The organism is Pedobacter sp. Leaf250, assembly GCF_920984735.1.
In the GTDB taxonomy this organism is placed as follows: Bacteria; Bacteroidota; Bacteroidia; order Sphingobacteriales; family Sphingobacteriaceae; genus Pedobacter.
In genome coordinates, this window is sequence record NZ_CAKLBU010000003.1 from 47,351 (window position 1) to 65,857 (window position 18,507).

General features: G+C 36.7%; 13 protein-coding genes. 12 read left to right on the plus strand and 1 reads right to left on the minus strand.

What is annotated here, in order from left to right; translation table 11 throughout:
- The first annotated feature begins 14 nt into the window (after nucleotides 1-14).
- The 12 genes from LUA91_RS03430 to LUA91_RS03485 all read left to right on the plus strand — a co-directional run bounded on the left by LUA91_RS03430 (nucleotide 15) and on the right by LUA91_RS03485 (nucleotide 17,196).
- A complete protein-coding gene (locus tag LUA91_RS03430) occupies nucleotides 15-2,282 on the plus strand; it encodes a GH92 family glycosyl hydrolase (protein ID WP_231424607.1) in 2,268 nt (755 codons plus the stop codon).
- Nucleotides 2,283-2,343: 61 nt separating this feature from the next.
- The gene (locus tag LUA91_RS03435; protein WP_231424609.1) at nucleotides 2,344-3,231 is read left to right on the plus strand and encodes an ROK family protein; all 888 of its coding nucleotides are present in this window, start codon (nucleotides 2,344-2,346) and stop codon (nucleotides 3,229-3,231) included.
- Between the two features lie 782 nt (nucleotides 3,232-4,013).
- Nucleotides 4,014-4,574 carry a discoidin domain-containing protein gene (locus LUA91_RS03440; protein WP_231424611.1) on the plus strand — a complete coding sequence of 187 codons (561 nt, stop codon included), beginning with the start codon at nucleotides 4,014-4,016 and terminating at the stop codon, nucleotides 4,572-4,574.
- A gap of 28 nt (nucleotides 4,575-4,602) precedes the next feature.
- Nucleotides 4,603-7,806 carry a TonB-dependent receptor gene (locus LUA91_RS03445; protein ID WP_231424613.1) on the plus strand — a complete coding sequence of 1,068 codons (3,204 nt, stop codon included), beginning with the start codon at nucleotides 4,603-4,605 and terminating at the stop codon, nucleotides 7,804-7,806.
- A gap of 10 nt (nucleotides 7,807-7,816) precedes the next feature.
- Entirely contained in the window at nucleotides 7,817-9,649 is a 1,833-nt protein-coding gene (locus LUA91_RS03450) for a RagB/SusD family nutrient uptake outer membrane protein (protein ID WP_231424614.1), read from the plus strand.
- 52 nt (nucleotides 9,650-9,701) lie between these two features.
- A complete protein-coding gene (locus tag LUA91_RS03455) occupies nucleotides 9,702-10,673 on the plus strand; it encodes a hypothetical protein (RefSeq protein WP_231424616.1) in 972 nt (323 codons plus the stop codon).
- A gap of 68 nt (nucleotides 10,674-10,741) precedes the next feature.
- Nucleotides 10,742-11,725: a basic secretory family protein gene (locus tag LUA91_RS03460; protein WP_231424618.1), complete on the plus strand. Its 984-nt coding sequence runs from the start codon at nucleotides 10,742-10,744 to the stop codon at nucleotides 11,723-11,725.
- Between the two features lie 6 nt (nucleotides 11,726-11,731).
- The gene (locus LUA91_RS03465; RefSeq protein ID WP_231424620.1) at nucleotides 11,732-12,403 is read left to right on the plus strand and encodes a basic secretory family protein; all 672 of its coding nucleotides are present in this window, start codon (nucleotides 11,732-11,734) and stop codon (nucleotides 12,401-12,403) included.
- Nucleotides 12,404-12,600: 197 nt separating this feature from the next.
- Nucleotides 12,601-13,272, plus strand: a complete 672-nt coding sequence (locus LUA91_RS03470) for a basic secretory family protein (RefSeq protein ID WP_231424622.1) — start codon at nucleotides 12,601-12,603, stop codon at nucleotides 13,270-13,272.
- A 33-nt stretch (nucleotides 13,273-13,305) separates the two neighbouring features.
- Nucleotides 13,306-15,594: a GH92 family glycosyl hydrolase gene (locus LUA91_RS03475; RefSeq protein WP_231424624.1), complete on the plus strand. Its 2,289-nt coding sequence runs from the start codon at nucleotides 13,306-13,308 to the stop codon at nucleotides 15,592-15,594.
- Nucleotides 15,595-15,975: 381 nt separating this feature from the next.
- Nucleotides 15,976-16,656: a ribose-5-phosphate isomerase RpiA gene (gene rpiA / locus LUA91_RS03480; RefSeq protein WP_231424626.1), complete on the plus strand. Its 681-nt coding sequence runs from the start codon at nucleotides 15,976-15,978 to the stop codon at nucleotides 16,654-16,656.
- A gap of 150 nt (nucleotides 16,657-16,806) precedes the next feature.
- Nucleotides 16,807-17,196 carry a hypothetical protein gene (locus LUA91_RS03485; protein WP_231424627.1) on the plus strand — a complete coding sequence of 130 codons (390 nt, stop codon included), beginning with the start codon at nucleotides 16,807-16,809 and terminating at the stop codon, nucleotides 17,194-17,196.
- A gap of 209 nt (nucleotides 17,197-17,405) precedes the next feature.
- Here LUA91_RS03485 and LUA91_RS03490 read toward each other — a convergent pair whose 3' ends face one another.
- Nucleotides 17,406-18,392: a GlxA family transcriptional regulator gene (locus LUA91_RS03490; RefSeq protein WP_231424629.1), complete on the minus strand. Its 987-nt coding sequence runs from the start codon at nucleotides 18,390-18,392 to the stop codon at nucleotides 17,406-17,408.
- Between the last annotated feature and the right edge of the window lie 115 nt (nucleotides 18,393-18,507).

Here is an 18,507-nt window from a genome sequence, read left to right on the forward strand (position 1 = left end):
AATAACACACACAAATGAAACCTAAATTTTTAACTACCATTTTAATTTGCCTTGTAGCCAAAGGGTTATTGGCACAGCAGAAAGATTTGGTTAATTATGTAAATACGCTGCAGGGAACAAACTCCAAGCACGAGCTAACCAGAGGAAATACCTATCCCACCACAGCTTTACCATTCGGTATGCACACTTGGACACCCCAAACGGGGAAAAATGGTGATGGATGGAAATATCAGTATTTTAAAGATAAAATCAGAGGTTTTCAGCAGGCGCACCAATGCAGCTCGTGGAGTAGAGATTACGCTGTATTTTCTTTAATGCCGATGGTAGATCAATTGGTGGTTGATGAAAATAAGCGTGAAACCAAATTCAGTCATGCCAACGAAATCGCTAAACCAAATTATTATAAAGTAAAACTTGATAATGAAATTACAACAGAAATTTCACCTTCAGAGCGTGGTGCACATTTGCGTTTCAGCTATCCAAAGGGTAAGAAAAGTTTCTTGGTTCTCGATGGATATACCCGGTTAAGTGGTGTTCAAATTTATCCAAAGGAAAATAAAATTACAGGTTACGTAAACAATGGCGAAGGTTTTAAAAAAGGCTGGAAAAGTTATTTCGTGTTGAAATTTGATCAACCCATTAAGGCTTATGGAACATGGGAAAACAAAAAAAATACCATTCAAGCTGATTCAATTATTGCAGATGGATGGGGCAAGGGTGCTTACGTTGAGTTTAAACCAGGTACGAAGGTTCAGGTGAAAACAGCATCATCTTACATTAGCTTGGAGCAGGCAGAATTAAATTTAAAAACAGAATTAAGTGCTGATCAAAGCTTGGAACAAACTAAAGCCAAAGGTGCAGCAGTTTGGAATAAATCATTAGGAAAAATAATTGTAGAAGGTGGAAGCCAGGCCGATATGGAAACCTTTTATTCCTGCTTTTTTAGGGCAAGCCTTTTCTCTCGAAAATTTTACGAAATAGATGCGAATGGAAAACCGCACTATTTTAGTCCTTATGATGGAACGATTCATACAGGTTATATGTATACCGATACGGGCTTTTGGGATACTTTTCGAGCACAGTTTCCCTTGAATACTTTGTTACATCCAGAGATGCATGGACGATATATGCAAGCTATGATTGAAGCTTACGAGCAGTGCGGTTGGTTGCCTTCATGGTCGTTTCCGAGCGAAGCTGGAAGCATGATTGGAAACCATGCCATTTCGCTGTTTACCGATGCATGGGCAAAAGGTTTGCATACGTTTGATCCGAACAAAGCTTTGGAAGCTTATTTACACGAAGCAACCAATAAAGGGCCTTGGGGACCAGCAAATGGTCGTGATGGGTGGAAAGAATACTATCAATTAGGCTATGTTCCCTATCCAAAATACCGCGAAGCAACGGCTAAAACTTTAGAATATGCATACGATGATTATTGCGGTTATCAGCTGGCTAAAATGACCAATAATAAATTTTACATGGATATTTTTGAGCGCCAGATGTATAATTATAAAAACGTTTACGATCCATCAACTCGGTTTATGAGAGGCAAGGATGTGAATGGAAAATGGGCGCCAAATTTCGATCCCATCGAATGGGGTGGTCCCTTTACTGAAGGCAATGCCTGGCATTGGCAGTGGTCGGTTTTTCAAGATACGAAAGGCTTGATTAATATGATGGGAGGCAATGAAAATTTTGTTGCTAAGTTAGATTCTGTATTTTCGCAGCCGAATGATGTAAAAGTGGGTACGTACGGCGGTATGATTCACGAAATGACGGAGATGGTAATGGCCAATATGGGGCAGTATGCACATGGTAACCAGCCTATCCAACACATGGTTTATTTGTATAATTATGCCAATCAGCCCTGGAAAGCACAATTCCATGCCCGGGAGGTGATGAGCAAATTATATGATGCAACCGAAGATGGTTATCCTGGAGATGAAGACCAAGGCCAAACCTCATCATGGTATGTACTAAGTGCCTTGGGTTTTTATAGTGTTACGCCAGGCACAGGAGAATATGTTTTTGGTAGTCCAATGTTCAAAAAAACTACCATCAACTTGGAAAATGGTAAAAAGTTTGTGATAGAAGCACCAGAAAATAGTGCATCAAACGTATACATAAAATCTTCAACCTTAAATGGTAAAATTTATACGCAAAATTTTATCAACCATCAAGAACTGCTCAAAGGTGGAACATTAAAATTAGAGATGAGCGATAAACCCGCGTTAAATAAAGGTTTATTAGAAAGTGATAAACCATTTTCATTGACCAATTAGTTTAACGTTTTAGTAATGGGTATAAAAATTTATTTTTACAGAAATTTATATAGAGAAAAGAATGGAAAAGCCTGTAGCATTAGGTGTTGATATTGGTGGCTCGCATATTACAGCCGCATTAATTGATTTAGAAACGAGAAGCCTGATTAAAAACTCCATTAGGCGTAGCGCTGTTAATTCGCAAGAAAGTAAAGAGACTATTTTGTCGGCCTGGGTTGAAATAATTAATGATGCATTTGATGGTTTGCCAAACGATGCAAGGTTTGTTGGTATTGCAATGCCTGGCCCATTTGATTACGAAGATGGAATTTCCTTAATAAAAGATCAGGATAAATTTAAATCATTGTACCAAATAAATGTTAAACAGGAATTGGCTAACCGATTGGTAATATCAACAGATAATATTCATTTTATAAACGATGCCGCAGGATTTTTACAAGGAGAGGTTTTTGCAGGTGCTGCTAAAGGAAATGCAAATGTTTTAGGCTTAACACTGGGCACAGGATTGGGCTCTTCTATTTGCATAAACCATAAGGCTACCGATGCTGATTTATGGAATTCGGAATTTTTAGATGGAATAGCTGAAGATTATCTGGCAACCCGCTGGTTTGTAAAAAGATACAATCAGTTAAGCGGGATAAATTTAGATGGTGTAAAGGAATTGGTTACCGCAGCAAAAACCGATCATTTGGCTACGCAGGTATTTATGGAATTTGGTTACAACCTGGCTCAATTTTTAATCCCAATTATTAACAAACATAAAATTGATACTGTAATTGTAGGCGGCAATATCGCACAAGCATTTAGTGAGTTTTCTCCAGAACTTATCGCCACTTTAAAAGGAAACGGTGTTTATGCAACTATAAAAATTTCTGAGTTGAAAGAACATGCAGCATTAATAGGAGCTGCGAGCTGTTGCGATGAACGTTTTAATTCAATTAGTTCTTAGTTTAATTAGGAAAGCAATTATTTACAATTTTTGGATTTAGTAACTGATTCATTTGATATCAATATTTTAATTGTATTGTAACAGATATTTTGCTTTGTTAAATCTAAAAAAGTTTCTATTATTGAGACAATAAATCGTTTTAGTAATTTTTTATTTTTTCCATGCCGCTTTAACGCGGTCTTTTTTTGGAATTTTATGCTAAAACGTTTTAGTTTATGTTTAATGTAAGATCGCTATTTTCAGCTAATCTATATTTAGCATGGACACCAGGTAACCAACTAATTAACCTTTAGCCAAACTTTATGACAAGAAACAAACTACACAAATCAACCTGACAGCGATTTTGACTGTCACAAATTTCTCGTTATACGGGAAATTTTAAAGATGCATAACTAACATCTTCAAATACGATGATTTAAATCCCTATTCAGGTTATAATCAAAGAAGAATACCAAACAAACAATACAAACTCGGCAATTGAAATCAGCATGGTTATTTATTAGATATAACTGCTTCAATGCTATGTTGAGATTAGATCCTACTATAACTTATAATTAATTGCGTACTTGCAGTGATGCATGACAATTAAGTTTTGTTGTTTTGATAGTTAGGTTTAACATTATTGTCCTAATTAATGTGAATATTCAGGCATGAGATTTAGTGCTGATTTACATTTCTAGTATTGCTGTTTGCAGTTTAAATTCTCCTTAAAATTCTGAAATAAGGTTATCAACATTATTGTATTTACGATACTGAAAACTAACAACCTTAAATTATTAATTATGATTTTTTTTAAAAATGCTACGAAAGCCGTTGGCCTTCTTGCAGTCTTTACTTTGCTGCTTGGGTGTGGTAAAGAGGAGTATCCAACCGTTGATCTTTTTACATGGAAAGCAAAAGTAGATGTTACCGCTAAAGCCAACCTTTCTGTAAACATAGAAAATGGCGCCGGCGCTTCTGGTGGTGAAGGTTCTGCAAAGGTAATTGACAACGATATTAACTCTAAATTTTTAATCAATCCTTTTCAATCTAATTTTTACATGCAGTTATCGTTTCCTGCTCCGCAACAGGTGGCTTCTTACACCTTAACATCTGGTGGCGATGCGCCGGGCAGAGATCCAAAAGATTGGAAATTTAGCGGTTCTACTGATGGAACAACCTGGGTGGATCTAGATACAAGAACGGGAGAAACTTTCTCTGGCCGTAACCTCACCAAAACTTACAACTTTAAAAACAAAGTACTTTACAACCATTACCGTATTAGTATTTCTGCAGTTGGTAGTGGCTCGCTTTTTCAATTATCAGAATGGCGTTTAATTGAAGTACCAGAAGAACAACAATAACCTGAACCATTTACACTAAGAAAAAATTATGATGAAAAAACTTACACATTTAACAGAGGGTAAGCTCAGGTTTAAAAATTGCGCATCAAAGGCTATTGCAGTTGCATTAGTTTTTAGCGGCAGTTTTTATCATTCAGCAAATGCTTCTGCAATTAAAATAAACAGTTCGGTTTTGCTTTCACCTGCAAAAGCCGATATTATCATTCGTGGTATTATTAAAGATGCCGCAGGCCTACCGTTGCCTGGTGCTGGCGTAAAGGTAAAAGGTGCTTCTATTAGTGCTGCCGCTGATGTAAACGGCGCATTTACCATTACCGTACCCGATCAAAATACCGTATTAATAATTACTTATGTAGGTTATGATACACAAGAAATTACAGTGGGCACTCAAACCGTTTTGGATATCCGTTTAAAAGAAACCACTGGCGCCGACCTACAGGAAGTTGCGATTGTGGGTTTTGGTACCCAAAAGAAAGAAAGTTTGGTAGGTGCTCAATCTTCTGTTAAAGCTTCAGAATTAAGGCAGCCAGTATCGAGTATGAGTCAATTATTGGCTGGTCGTATTCCGGGTGTGGTAAACGTATCCAGAAATGGTGAGCCTGGAGCAACAGGTTCAGATATTTTTATCCGTGGTGTATCTTCCTTAACTGCAAACGATAGAGGACCGTTAGTAATTATTGATGGTGTTCCAAACCGTAACTTAAATGATATTAGTGTATACGACGTAGAAAACTTCACCGTGTTAAAAGATGCGGCTGCTACAGCGGTATATGGTATTCGCGGAGCAAATGGCGTAATTTTAATTAACACTAAACAAGGTAAAATCGGTTCACCCCGCATCAATGTAGAATATTATGAAGGCATTAGCCGTTTTACTAAAAAACCAGATTTAATTGACGGTGTAGATTACATGAATTTGGCTAATGAAGCCAAATATTCTGATTATTTAAGAGGTGGTGCAGCTGGTGCTTTTACACCAGCTTATTCAATTGATGCAATTCAGAAAACTGCAGCAGGAACAGATCCAATTCTTTATCCAAATGTAGATTGGTTTGATGCGATTTATAGAGATTTTGGTAGAAACCGTTCCGTAACCTCTAATTTATCTGGTGGTGTAAGTAATGCTAAATACTATGTTTCACTAGGTTATTATGGTGAAGATGGATTATTTAAAACTGATGAAGCGGTTAATGATGCAGCAAAACAAAATTTCGAACGTTACAATGTAAGTGCCAATCTAAATTGGGATATTACCGGAACTACTAAATTGGATTTAGGTATTAAAGGGATTTTGGCGCAAACCAGATATCCGAGTAACTTATTGGCGCAAGATATTTTCAGTCAGGCTTTTTTAATTAACCCAACTTCATTTCCAGTACTTTATCCAAATGGAAGTTTGCCAGGGATTAGTCCGCAGGCAGATCAACGTAACCCTTATGGTGATGTAACCAGAAACGGATACAGAGTTGGTTATAGTACACAGCTTTATTCCAACATTCGTTTAACGCAAGATTTAAAAGAAATCACACCCGGTTTATCAGCAACAACCATGTTTTCTTTTGATGTTAATACCAATAGTTCGGTTAACAGAACAAGAAGAGAAAGTCTATTCAGAATTAACCCAAGTGATCCGTATATCGTTCCTGGAAACCCTGCTTCGGGTTATAAATATGGACTGATACTTCAAGGGCAGGAATTTTTAAATTACGGTATAGGAAATGGTGGCGATAAAAAGATTTATTTAGAAGCTGCCGTAAATTACAACCGTACTTTCGGGAAGCATGCCGTAACAGGTTTATTATTGTACAACCAAAATGATAATACCACACCATTCGCAGGTAACTTAACGCTCTCGTTACCATATCGTTTACAGGGTATTGCCAGTCGTGCAACTTATGCTTATGATGATAAATATTTCTTCGAGGCAAACGTTGGTTATAATGGATCTGAAAACTTTGCGCCTGATAAGCGTTATGGATTTTTTCCTGCATTTGGTATTGGATGGTTATTATCAAACGAAAAATTCTTCGAGCCTTTAAAAAACGCGATTCAAATGGTAAAATTCCGCTACTCTGATGGTATTGTTGGTAGTGGTGGAAGTGGCGGTGGATATGTATTAAACGAAAGTGAACGCTTTTATTATTTAACAAAAGTAGGTAGCGCAAGTGGTTATACCTTCGGTCAAAACGGAAACATTTCTCCTGGTGGTTTAGGTGTAACAGCTTATGGTGTAGATGTAACCTGGGCAGAAACACGTAAACAGGATTTAGGTTTCGAATTGAAAACTTTGAACAACAACCTATCATTAATTGTCGATTTCTTTCAGGAGCGTAGAAAAAATCAGTTCATTACCAGAGGAACGGTTCCAAATTATATCGGTTTGGCTAATACGCCAATTGGTAACTTAGGTATTGTAGAAAACAAGGGGATAGATGGAACAATTCAATATGATGCACAATTAGGTAAAGATTGGGCATTAAACTTAAGGGCTAATGTTACATTTAATAAGGATAAAGTAATCGAAAATGATCAGGCACCACAGGCTTATCCTTGGATGGAACAACGCGGATTTAATGTATTAGCCTCTACGCGTGTAGGTTACATTGCCGAGAAATTGTTTGAATCTCAAGCAGAAATTAATGCAAGTCCAACACAGTTTGGTACATTAATGCCAGGTGATATTAAATACAAGGATTTAAATGGTGATGGTAAAATCGATTCATTCGATAGAACAATTATCGGTAGGGGAGATCTTCCAAGCACTACTTATGGCTTTGGCTTTTCGTTAACTTATAAAAACTTCGATTTTGGATTATTTTTCCAGGGTCAGGATAATGCGGATATTCTGTTAAACATTCCGTCATTTGCAAACTCTGGTGGTTTAGGTAACATGCTTGCTGTTGCTGCAGATCGTTGGACACCTACAAATCCTCGTCAGGATGCAGTTTATCCTCGTTTATCTTATGGTGGAACAAATAGTAACAACTATCAGTCTAGCACTTGGTGGCTTCGTGATATCAGTTTCATCAGATTGAAAAATGCAGATTTTGGTTACACCCTAAAAGAAGGAATTAAGAAACTAGGGATTAAACGCTTAAGGATTTATGGAATGGGTTACAATGTGTTTACCATCAGTAAATTCAAACTTTGGGATCCGGAGTTGAATACAAATAATGGTACCAGATATCCATTAACCTCTAACTACTCTTTAGGTTTAACCGCTAATTTTTAAAATTAACAGTATGAAAAAAATATTTATATATACAGTTGGTGCTTTACTGGTAATTGGTAATTACGGCTGTAAGAAATTTTTGAATCAAGTACCCGATGATCGATTAACGTTCGAACAACAATATCAACGAAAAAGCACTGTAGACCAGGCTTTGGCAAATGTTTATTCTACTTTACCAGATCAAAATCAAGATCGTTCGCCAAGTGCGCTCGGCAATAGCGGTCCGTGGACAGCCGCTTCTGATGAAGCAGATTATACACTGCCAAATTTCACAGAAAATGTAAATACCGGTGCTTGGGATGCAACCAGTGGACAAGTAAACTACCATTGGCAAAATTATTACCGTGGTATTCAGGCGGCAAGTACTTTTATGGCCAATGTAACCAGATGTACTGATTGTAATATTGGAGGAATTGATATTGTTAATCGTTATTTTAACGAGGCCAAAGCTTTAAGGGCAATATATTATTACAATTTAATCAGACAGTATGGTCCGGTGGTTTTATTAGGGAATGATCCTGTTCAGTCTGATGCTCCACTGGAAGCGATTAGCAAACCACGGAATTCGATGGATGAATGTGTTGATTATGTAGTGAGCGAATTAACGGCTGCAGCAGCTGGGCTTCCTGCTACACCACAGGCCAACGAAGATTTTGGTCACATTACTGCTTCTGTAGCCGATGCATATAAAATAAAAACCTTATTAACTGCTGCTCGTCCGTTGTTTAATGGCAATGCAGATTATGCTGCATTAAGAAATCCTGATGGAAAACAATTGATTAGCCAAACAGCGAGCGCAGCAAAATGGACAAGATTAGCTACAGCAGCAAAAGCATTTTTAGATAATCCAAACTATTCAAGCTACGCACTTTATAGTATCTCAACTACACCATCAGGCTTGCCAAATACAGCATTTAATAGAGCATTTATTGCCACTAGGGATGTATTCTTAAATGGATGGAATTCGGAAGTAATATTTGGTAGAGGTGGCGATGTAACGCTATATCAATATTCTTTAGCCCCGAATCATAATGGTGCTTCGGGTGGCGATAAAGGGGGTTCATTTTTATCTCCTTCGCAACAATTGGTCGATGCATTTTTTACTGCCAATGGTTTGCCAATTGAAAACGATCCCACTTATTCTGCTAATGGATTTTCCAATTATCAAGCTCCAGATCCCAATGATCAAAACGCATCGAGATCAATAAGCAATATGTTTGTAAACCGCGAACCTCGTTTTTACTCAAACATTACTTACAGCGGACGTAAATGGATTAATCCTCAATCGAATATCATTACAGATTTTACAAATAGTGGTAATGCTGGTAAAGGTGCTATAGCAAATAATGACTATACAAAAACGGGCTACACTTCAAGAAAACACCTTACCGTTGCTGGTTGGACAACTGGTAGACCAATTTTTACAGTGATTCGATTGGCAGAAATTTACCTGGATTATATCGAAGCTTTGCAGGAAACAAACCCATCAGATCCGGATATTTTGGTTTACTTAAATAGAATTCGTACCAGAGCAGGTATTGCACCTTACGGAACCGGAGCGGGAGCCATTGCAGTTCCGGCAAATATGAGAGAAGCTATTCGCAGAGAAAGACGCGTTGAACTAGCATTTGAGTGGGATCGTTATTTCTATACCAGAGAATGGAAAATTGCTGAAACAACTGATACTCAAATTAGAGGTTTAAACATTACACAAAATGCACCAGGATTTTTTACTCCGGTTGTGGTTGAGAATAGGGTTTTCCAAAAGAAACATTATTTGTGGCCAATACCAAACGGCGAAATTCAGAAAGTTCCGGTTATTGTTCAAAATACAGGTTGGTAGAGTTAGATTGCACCGGGCTTATGTCCGGTGTTTTTTTATTTAAATCATCACTATGAAAAACATTTTAATTTCTTCTACAATTTTATTGTTCGCATTATTGGCTTGTAACAGTAAAGATGAACCAGTAGAAAATGCGAAACCAGCGCCGCCATTAATAGTAGCTGTCGATCCACCGGATGCACCGCCAAAAACATGGAAAGAACATTGGTTTGAGCATATTCAATTACTCAATCGCGTTTATTATGACACCAGTGTAGTTGTTTATTACGATGGCGATGTTAAACAGACTATCAATTGGCCAAAAACCTATATGGCCGAAGCCTGGAACTACACTAAAAAAAACTATGGTAAATTTGGCGATGATAGTCGCCTGTTTGTAATTTACCATGCAGGTAAATATAGCGGAGGTCATCCAGGAACTTATCTAGATGGAGGGCATGATTACAGAAACGTTACCGATTGTGGATCAGGAAGTTTAGATGCTTGGAGCACTGGTGTTGATAATGATATTGATCTATCTACCCATGAAATCGGCCATATTGTAGAAGGTGCCTCAAAAGGAGTGAAAGAATCTCCGGCATTTGATATTTGGCATGATAGCAAGTGGATGGAAATTTACCAGTATGATGTTTATCTGGGCTTAAACAGAACTGCTGATGCGCAACGTTGGCTTACTAAAATGATGAGTACAACTGATAATTATCCAAAAGCCGGAACCCAATGGTTTAAGAATTGGTTTTTGCCAATTAATGAAAACTATGGTAAAACAAAAGTTTTAAATGGATTTTTCACCATGTTATCACAACATTTTCCGAAACAACAAATTACTGTACAAGGCAAAACCTATCAGCAATATACCCGAAAGATGAATTTTGGAGAATTTATCCATTTTTGGAGTGGTGCAGCCAAAGCAAACTTAGCACCTTTGGCATTAAATGCTTTTGGATCAAAAGATGAGAAAGGTGCAGATTGGGCACCTATGTTAGCCAAAGCCAAAATAGATTTTCCGGGAATTACTTATTAACTTTTTATTAATTTTTTAAAATGATCTTGCAACCACAAGATCATTCCTTTTTTTTAACTCACCACTATATGTTTAAAAACCTTTTCGCCATATTTTTCTTTGCAACAATTACCTCCAGTTCTATTGCACAAAAGAAACGCGACTTCACCATTGCCATTGTCGATCCTTCAAATTTGCTAGACGCAGAAACAAAAAGCCATTTAACATTTGCATTTAATATGCAATATCCAGGCTTTGCATCGGCCGATGGGTACAGAACAAAACGTGATGTAACACTTGAGGTAGCCAATAACGAAACCGAAACCATCAAAGCAAAAGCAGGAGAAATTAAGGTTAATAGCGATTGGATTCAAGGAAAATCCTTGAAGAAGATTAATAATGAATTGAAAGATGCACTTACAAAAAACTGGTCTTTTTACAGCACAGAAAAGCACAAAGGTTATAAACTCACCTTCATTAGTAAAGATCCAAATTTAGATGCAACGGTAAGACAGAATTTATTAGATACTTACTTCGAAATTTATCCAACATTGGTTAAAACTTTCAATAATAAATCAACCAAAGATGTGCTTTTCGTGGTCGACACAGCGTATAAAGCCGTTGCTGAAGCCAGTGGCAATAGAATTTTGTTCAGTGCGGGCTATATGAAGGCGCATCCTACAGATATTGATGTGGTTACGCATGAAACCATGCATATTGTTCAAGGATATGGTTATTCTGCTGGTCCGGTATGGTTAACGGAAGGCATTGCAGATTATGTTCGTTATAAATATGGAGTAGATAATGTAGGTTCTAAGTGGAGTTTGCCAGCATTTAATAACAAGCAAAGCTACACCAACAGCTACCGAATTACAGCCAGATTTTTTGCATGGCTGGAGCAAAATGTAAAATCAGGTTTAATTGCTACGTTGGATCAGCAATTGAGAGCGCATCAATTTACAGGCGAATCGTGGGCGAATTTAACAGGAAAAACCATCGATCAACTTTGGGAAGATTACAGTAAGAATCCTAATCAGGTTCAGTTAAAGTATAGTGATAAGAAATCAAAATAATTAAAAATGAAAAAATCTTTATTAATACTCTCTTTTTTCAGTTTGCTGTTGAGCTTTAAAGCATCAGCACAAGGTGATCAACTTATTAAACGAGGCGAGTACACTTTAAAATTTCTTGATAATTCTAGTTTAATTAGCGAAGAATTGGCTCAAAATCTAGCCAATACATTCTTCGAGGTTTATCCAAAAATGGTAAAAGATCTTAATCCTAAAGCAACAAAAACAGTTACGCTTATGCTTGATACAAATTATAAGAAAGTTGCTGTATCGGGTAAAGGAAATATATTGATTGGAGCATTATGGATGTCGCAACATCAGCATGATACCGATTTGGTAACACATGAGCTGATGCATGTTGTTCAAGATTTTAAAGCGCTAGGTCCAGAATGGTTAATTGAAGGTTTAGCAGATTGCGGTAGGTTTCAATATGGGCTTAACAATACCGCTGCAGATTGGAATTTGCCGCCATTGGAATCTTTTCATCACTATAAATTTGGATATCGCATAGCCGCCCGCTTCCTGCTTTGGATTGATAAATATCAAAAGCCAGGTACTATTGCGCAAATAAACGCTAGGCTTAAAGATGATAGCTATAAATCAACCTCATGGAAAGAAATCACCGGTAAAAATCTTGATGAACTTTGGGCGATTTATAGTGTTAATAAAGATATAGATTAAGACATAAATAATATACCATCTTATTTTTCAGGAGAAGTCACATGTGGCTTCTTTTGTAGTTTTAACCATATTTTCAATTGAGAATATTTTACCAAACAAAAATGTTATAAAAATATTTTAGGGTTTACTAAAACGTTTTACATATTATATTTATTTTGCAGAATATATGCTAACTAAATAGGGAAATTTAAATACCAATGAAAAGAAAACCATTACTGGTGCTGTTATTTATTTTAATAGGTGCCTCCGTATTTCAACTACAAGCACAAGAAATCATCAAGCGAAAAGGCTATACACTAACTTTCGAGAGTAACTTTGCTCAACTCGATCCAAAGTTGAAAAAACGACTGATTGAAACTTTTTTTGAGGTTTACCCTAAATTAGCAAAAGAGTATAATCCAGAAACATTAAAATCTGTAAAGTTTTTTGTTGATACCGCTTACAAAGGAGTGGCCGCAACCGCAAATGGTGTCGTAACCTACAGCTCTTTATGGATGATTAAACACCCTGAAGATATCGATGTAGTGACGCATGAAGTAATGCACATTGTTCAAAATTATGGCAATAGTGTTGGGCCAGGTTGGTTAACAGAAGGCATAGCCGATTATGCCCGTTATAAATTTGGAATAGATAATGCTGGTGCAAAATGGTCATTACCCGCTTTGAAACCAGAACATACTTACAAAAATAGTTATAGAATTACTGCTCGTTTTTTTGCCTGGATAGAAAAGAACATAAAAGCCGGAACCATAAAAGCTGTTGATGCATCATTGAGAGATCACAGTTACAAACCCGAAATTTGGACTGCCTTAACTGGTAAAGATTTGGATGCACTTTGGGCAGATTATTTTAAAAATCCACAAATTTAAACCGAACAACCGAAACACATAATAAGAATAACGATGAAAAAATTATTTATCGCACTGCTAAGCTTTGCTGCATCTGCAAGTTTTGCGCAAACAGTAGGCAAAATTAGCGATCCTGTAGATTGGATAAACCCTTTAATGGGTACGCAATCAAAACCTAGTTTATCAAACGGAAATACCTATCCGGCCATTGGTTTGCCTTGGGGAATGAACATGTGGACGCCTCAAACAGGTAAAATGGGCGATGGATGGGCGTATACTTACGATGCTGATAAAATCCGTGGATTTAAGCAAACGCATCAACCTTCCCCATGGATGAATGATTATGCGGCTTTTACCATCATGCCCGTTACAGGTAAATTGAGGTTTAATGAGGATGACCGTGCAAGCTGGTTCAGCCACAAGGCAGAAGTTTCTAAACCATATTATTACAGTGTTTATTTAGCTGATGCTGATGTAACTACCGAAATTACACCGACAGAAAGAGCAGCTCAATTTAGATTTACATTCCCTAAAACAGATAGTTCTTATGTAGTAGTTGATGCCCTTAATAAAGGATCATATATTAAAATTATTCCTGCTGAACGTAAAATTATAGGTTATACTACTAAATATGCCCGTGGCCCGTTACCAAAAAACTTTAAAAATTACTTCGTAGTATATTTTAACAAGGATTTTAAATTGGCAAAAACCTGGAGTGGAAAAAATCTTAAAGATAATGAGCTGGAGTTAGAAAGCGATCACAGCGGTGCTATCATTGGCTTCAGTACCAAAAAAGGCGAACAGGTTACTGCAAAAGTGGCGTCATCATTCATTAGTTTCGAACAGGCAGATTTAAACTTAAAGAGAGAATTGGCTAATGATGGTTTCGATGCTACAAAAGCTAAAGGACGAGCAATATGGAATAAAACACTAAGCAAAATTGCGGTTGAAGGGGGTTCGATTGACCAAATGCGTACATTTTATTCTTGCCTGTACCGTACCTTATTTTTCCCTAATAAATTATATGAAGTAGATGCAAGCAACAAAGTAGTGCACTGGAGTCCTTACAATGGTAAAACATTACCAGGATACATGTTCGCAGGAACAGGTTTCTGGGATACTTTCAGAGCTTTATACCCATTTTTAAATCTGGTTTATCCTTCTATTAATAAGGAAATGCAGGAAGGTTTAATAAACGATTACAAAGAAGGTGGTTGGTTGCCAGAATGGAGCAGCCCAGGCTACGCCAACATTATGGTGGGTAATAATTCTGCTTCGGTAGTTTCTGATGCTTATATAAAAGGTTTACGTGGTTACGATATCCAAACTTTATGGGAAGCGCTTAAGCATGGCGCTAACAATGAAGGTCCGATGGAAGCTGTTGGTCGTGATGGTGTGAAATACTACAATGAATTAGGTTATGTGCCTTTTGATGTAAAGAAAAACGAAAATGCGGCTAAAACTTTAGAGTATTCTTATGATGATTTCACAATTTATCAATTGGGAAGAGCTTTAAACAAACCTGCTTCTGAAATTGATATTTACAAGAAGAGAGCGATGAACTATAAAAATCTTTTCGATCCATCTTCTGGATTAATGAGAGGAAAAAATCAGGATGGTACTTTCCAAAGCCCATTTAGTCCGTTCAAATGGGGTGGTGCATTTACTGAAGGTAACAGCTGGCATTACACTTGGTCGGTTTTTCAAGATGTAGATGGATTAACTAAATTAATGGGTGGCCATGAAAAATTTGTGACTAAGCTGGATTCAGTTTTCTCAATGCCGCCAGTGTTTGATGAAAGTGCTTATGGTGGTGTAATCCACGAAATTCGTGAAATGCAAATTGCAAATATGGGTCAGTATGCTCATGGAAATCAGCCGATTCAGCACATGATTTATCTTTATAATTACGGTGGTGCACCTTATAAAACGCAATATTGGGTTCGTGAAACCATGAACAGAATGTACAAAGCTACACCTGATGGTTACTGTGGCGATGAAGATAATGGTCAAACATCTGCATGGTATGTATTCTCGGCAATGGGATTTTACCCTGTAACCCCTGCGGTTGATCAATATGTATTGGGTGCTCCTTTATTTAAAAAGGTAACTTTAACATTAGAAAATGGTAAGAAGGTGGTGATTAACGCAGCGGCAAATAGCGATAGCAACCGTTATGTTCAATCATTGCAAATGGATGGTAAGCCTTACACTAAAAACTGGATTAGTCATAGTGGTTTGCAAAAAGGTGCGGTGTTAAATTTTAACATGGCTGCAACGCCAAATAAGATCAGAGGTTCAAAACCTGCAGATTTTCCTTATTCATTGTCAACTGAAAAATAAAAAAAATCGGACTGAAGTTTGCTACCCACAGTCCGATTTTACCCCAAAAAATAAAACATCAAAAGAAATGGGGATTCCACAATATAGCAGAATCCCCATCATCTAAATTAACGCTCTCAATTATATAAACGTTGTAAAATGAAATTATTGCACAGATGCAATAATTTTTTTTGTTTAAAGGTTTCTTTATAGTCGTCCCTGTATGCCTGCAATCCATATTGTTTATCGGCAACCTTTTTCGGGTTTGGTCTTGCAAGACTAATGAAGTTCTCCCACTATTCCTCCCTGTAAAACTTCGTAAGTCAAAAGCAACTTAATCTGTATAAATCTGCGGCGTTTATCATTTTAAATCTGCGGGAAAATTTTTCTATTTTTAGCCATATGGAAGCAAACAATCAAGATGCCGAAAAACTGGCGGCTGCAAAAGCTGCGGTAAAATTTATAAAAGACGGTGATATTGTAGGTTTGGGTACTGGTTCTACAGCATCATTTGCAATAAAAGAATTAGGTGCAATGGTGCAAAACGGATTAAAAATCAAGGCAGCTGCAAGTTCTATTCACACCGAAGAACTAGCCAAATCTTTTGGGATAGAAATCCTTCCCCTAGGAGAACTATCTGTTATTGACGTAAGTATTGATGGTGCAGATGAGTTCACCGAATCGCTTGATTTGATAAAAGGCGGGGGCGGTGCACTGTTTAGAGAAAAGATTATGGCTTCCTTAAGTAAAAACTCTATTATTGTTACCGATACTACAAAAAAGGTACAAAAACTGGGTGCATTTACTGTTCCTATTGAAGTTATTCCCTTAGCTTATCAATACGTTTTTGATCAGGTTTCAAAACTGGGTGGAAAAGGTGTAAAGCGATTAAAGAACAATCAAATTTTTATAACCGACAATGGTAATTTTATTATTGATGCCGATTTTGGATTAATTGATGATCCTTTACTATTGGCAAATGAGTTAAATCAAATTGATGGTTTGCTTGCTCACGGACTTTTCATTAATCTTACATCAAAGGTGATCATGAGTACAGCAGATCAGATCATGGTGTTTGAATAATTTCTACCGAGAAATAATCTCCATAAAAAAAATAAAAATATTTTAACCGACGGTTTTATTTCACTTACCGACGTTTTAAACTTCTTCGGAGAAAATCCATTTCCCAGCCACCATTTCTGTGATACATTTGAATCATAAAACAAAACGGTTATGGAAACTTTCATCAAAAAAAATCAAGCAGATAAACAATTAGGATTGGGTATTTTAATTGTTGCCATCGGATCAGTATTCTTATTAAGAAATTCAGGTTTAGATATTCCACATTGGATTTTAAGTTGGCATACCATTATGTTGGCTGCAGGTTTGTGGATAGGTTACCGCAAAAACTATCAAGGTAGTGGATGGCTAGCATTAACAGTTATCGGCGCAATTTTTACCTTAAAACATATTGTTGTTTTTGATTTTGAAATATCAAGGATTACAGCAGCTTTAGCCTTTATTGGTATAGGATTATATTTAATTTTAAAACCAAAAAGATCGAGAAGTGTTAATGATTATACTCCAGAAAAAAAAGCAGATTTAACTGATTTCAACAATTAAAATTCGTAACTCCATCATATATCAAAAAGGGACTTTCTTCAAAATGGTCCCTTTTTTTTACAAAGAATTTTTAAAAATTCATCTTAAAAAAGAAACGGGGATTCCACCATTAAGGCAGCATCCCCGTCATCTAAATTAACGCTCTCACATACATAAACGCTGAGATCTAAAAATATTGTACGAACAGTTATTTTTTTTAAAAAAAATTATCAGGCCTGTAAAATCGGCACTTCCTTGTGGTACTTATTTCTGTATTCAATGGGTGTACAACCTGTAATTTTTTTAAAAACATCTCTGAATGATTTATTGTCGGTATAGCCCACATCAAACATTACTTCGGTAATGTTTTTTCTGCTCGATTCGAAACTTCTTTTGGCTGCTTCAATTTTAACCCGCTGAATGTATTCTATTACAGTATTTTTGGTTGCACTTTTAAATCGCCGCTCAAAACTTCTCCTTCCTAAGGCTAAAAGGTCGGCTAATTGGTCAACCGTAATTTTTTCCTGGTAGTTTCCATCTATAAATTCTTGAGCCTGTTTTATTTTTTCATCTTCATGTCCTTTTTGACCTTGAAACATCATAAACGCCAGCTGACTTTCACGATCAATATCAATGGCAAAATATTTGGCCGCTAAAATCGCTGTATCTCTATCGGTATATTTTTCTACCAAATACAGAAGCAAATTCCAGTAGGAGTTGGCACCTCCGCTAGAATATATGCCTTGCGATTCGGTAATGATACTTCCATCAACCAAATCTACATTTGGAAACATCTCTCTGAACTGACTGGCAAACAACCAATGTGTAGAGCATTTCTTTCCGTTTAGTAAACCTGTTGAAGCCAGCAGAAATGCACCCATACACAATGAGGCCACTTCCGATCCTCTTGCATGATGCTTTACAATCCAAGGAAATAATATTTCATTTAGCCCAATAGCGTTGTTCATGTTTCCGCTTATGGCAGGTATAAAAATTAAATCCGTTTGATCTACATCTTCCAGAAGTTTATCTGCATGTACTGAAAAAAGACTATTGTTTAACCTCACTTCTTTTGATGCTGCAACCAGTTCAACCTTAAAAAGTGGTTGTTTTCCCGAAGCTTGCAAAAATTCATTTACCGCTGTAAATAAATAGCGAGGATCGGCAATGGCTTCTATTACGGCAGTTTCTGGAACTAAAATAGATACATGTTTCATTAAGTTTTTGTATTTGATTATCAACGATTTCGACTAAACAAATGTAATAATGGAATATGTCGTAAACAACCCCAATAATTGTCGTTTCTGCATAATACCGTTTTTTACTTAAGGT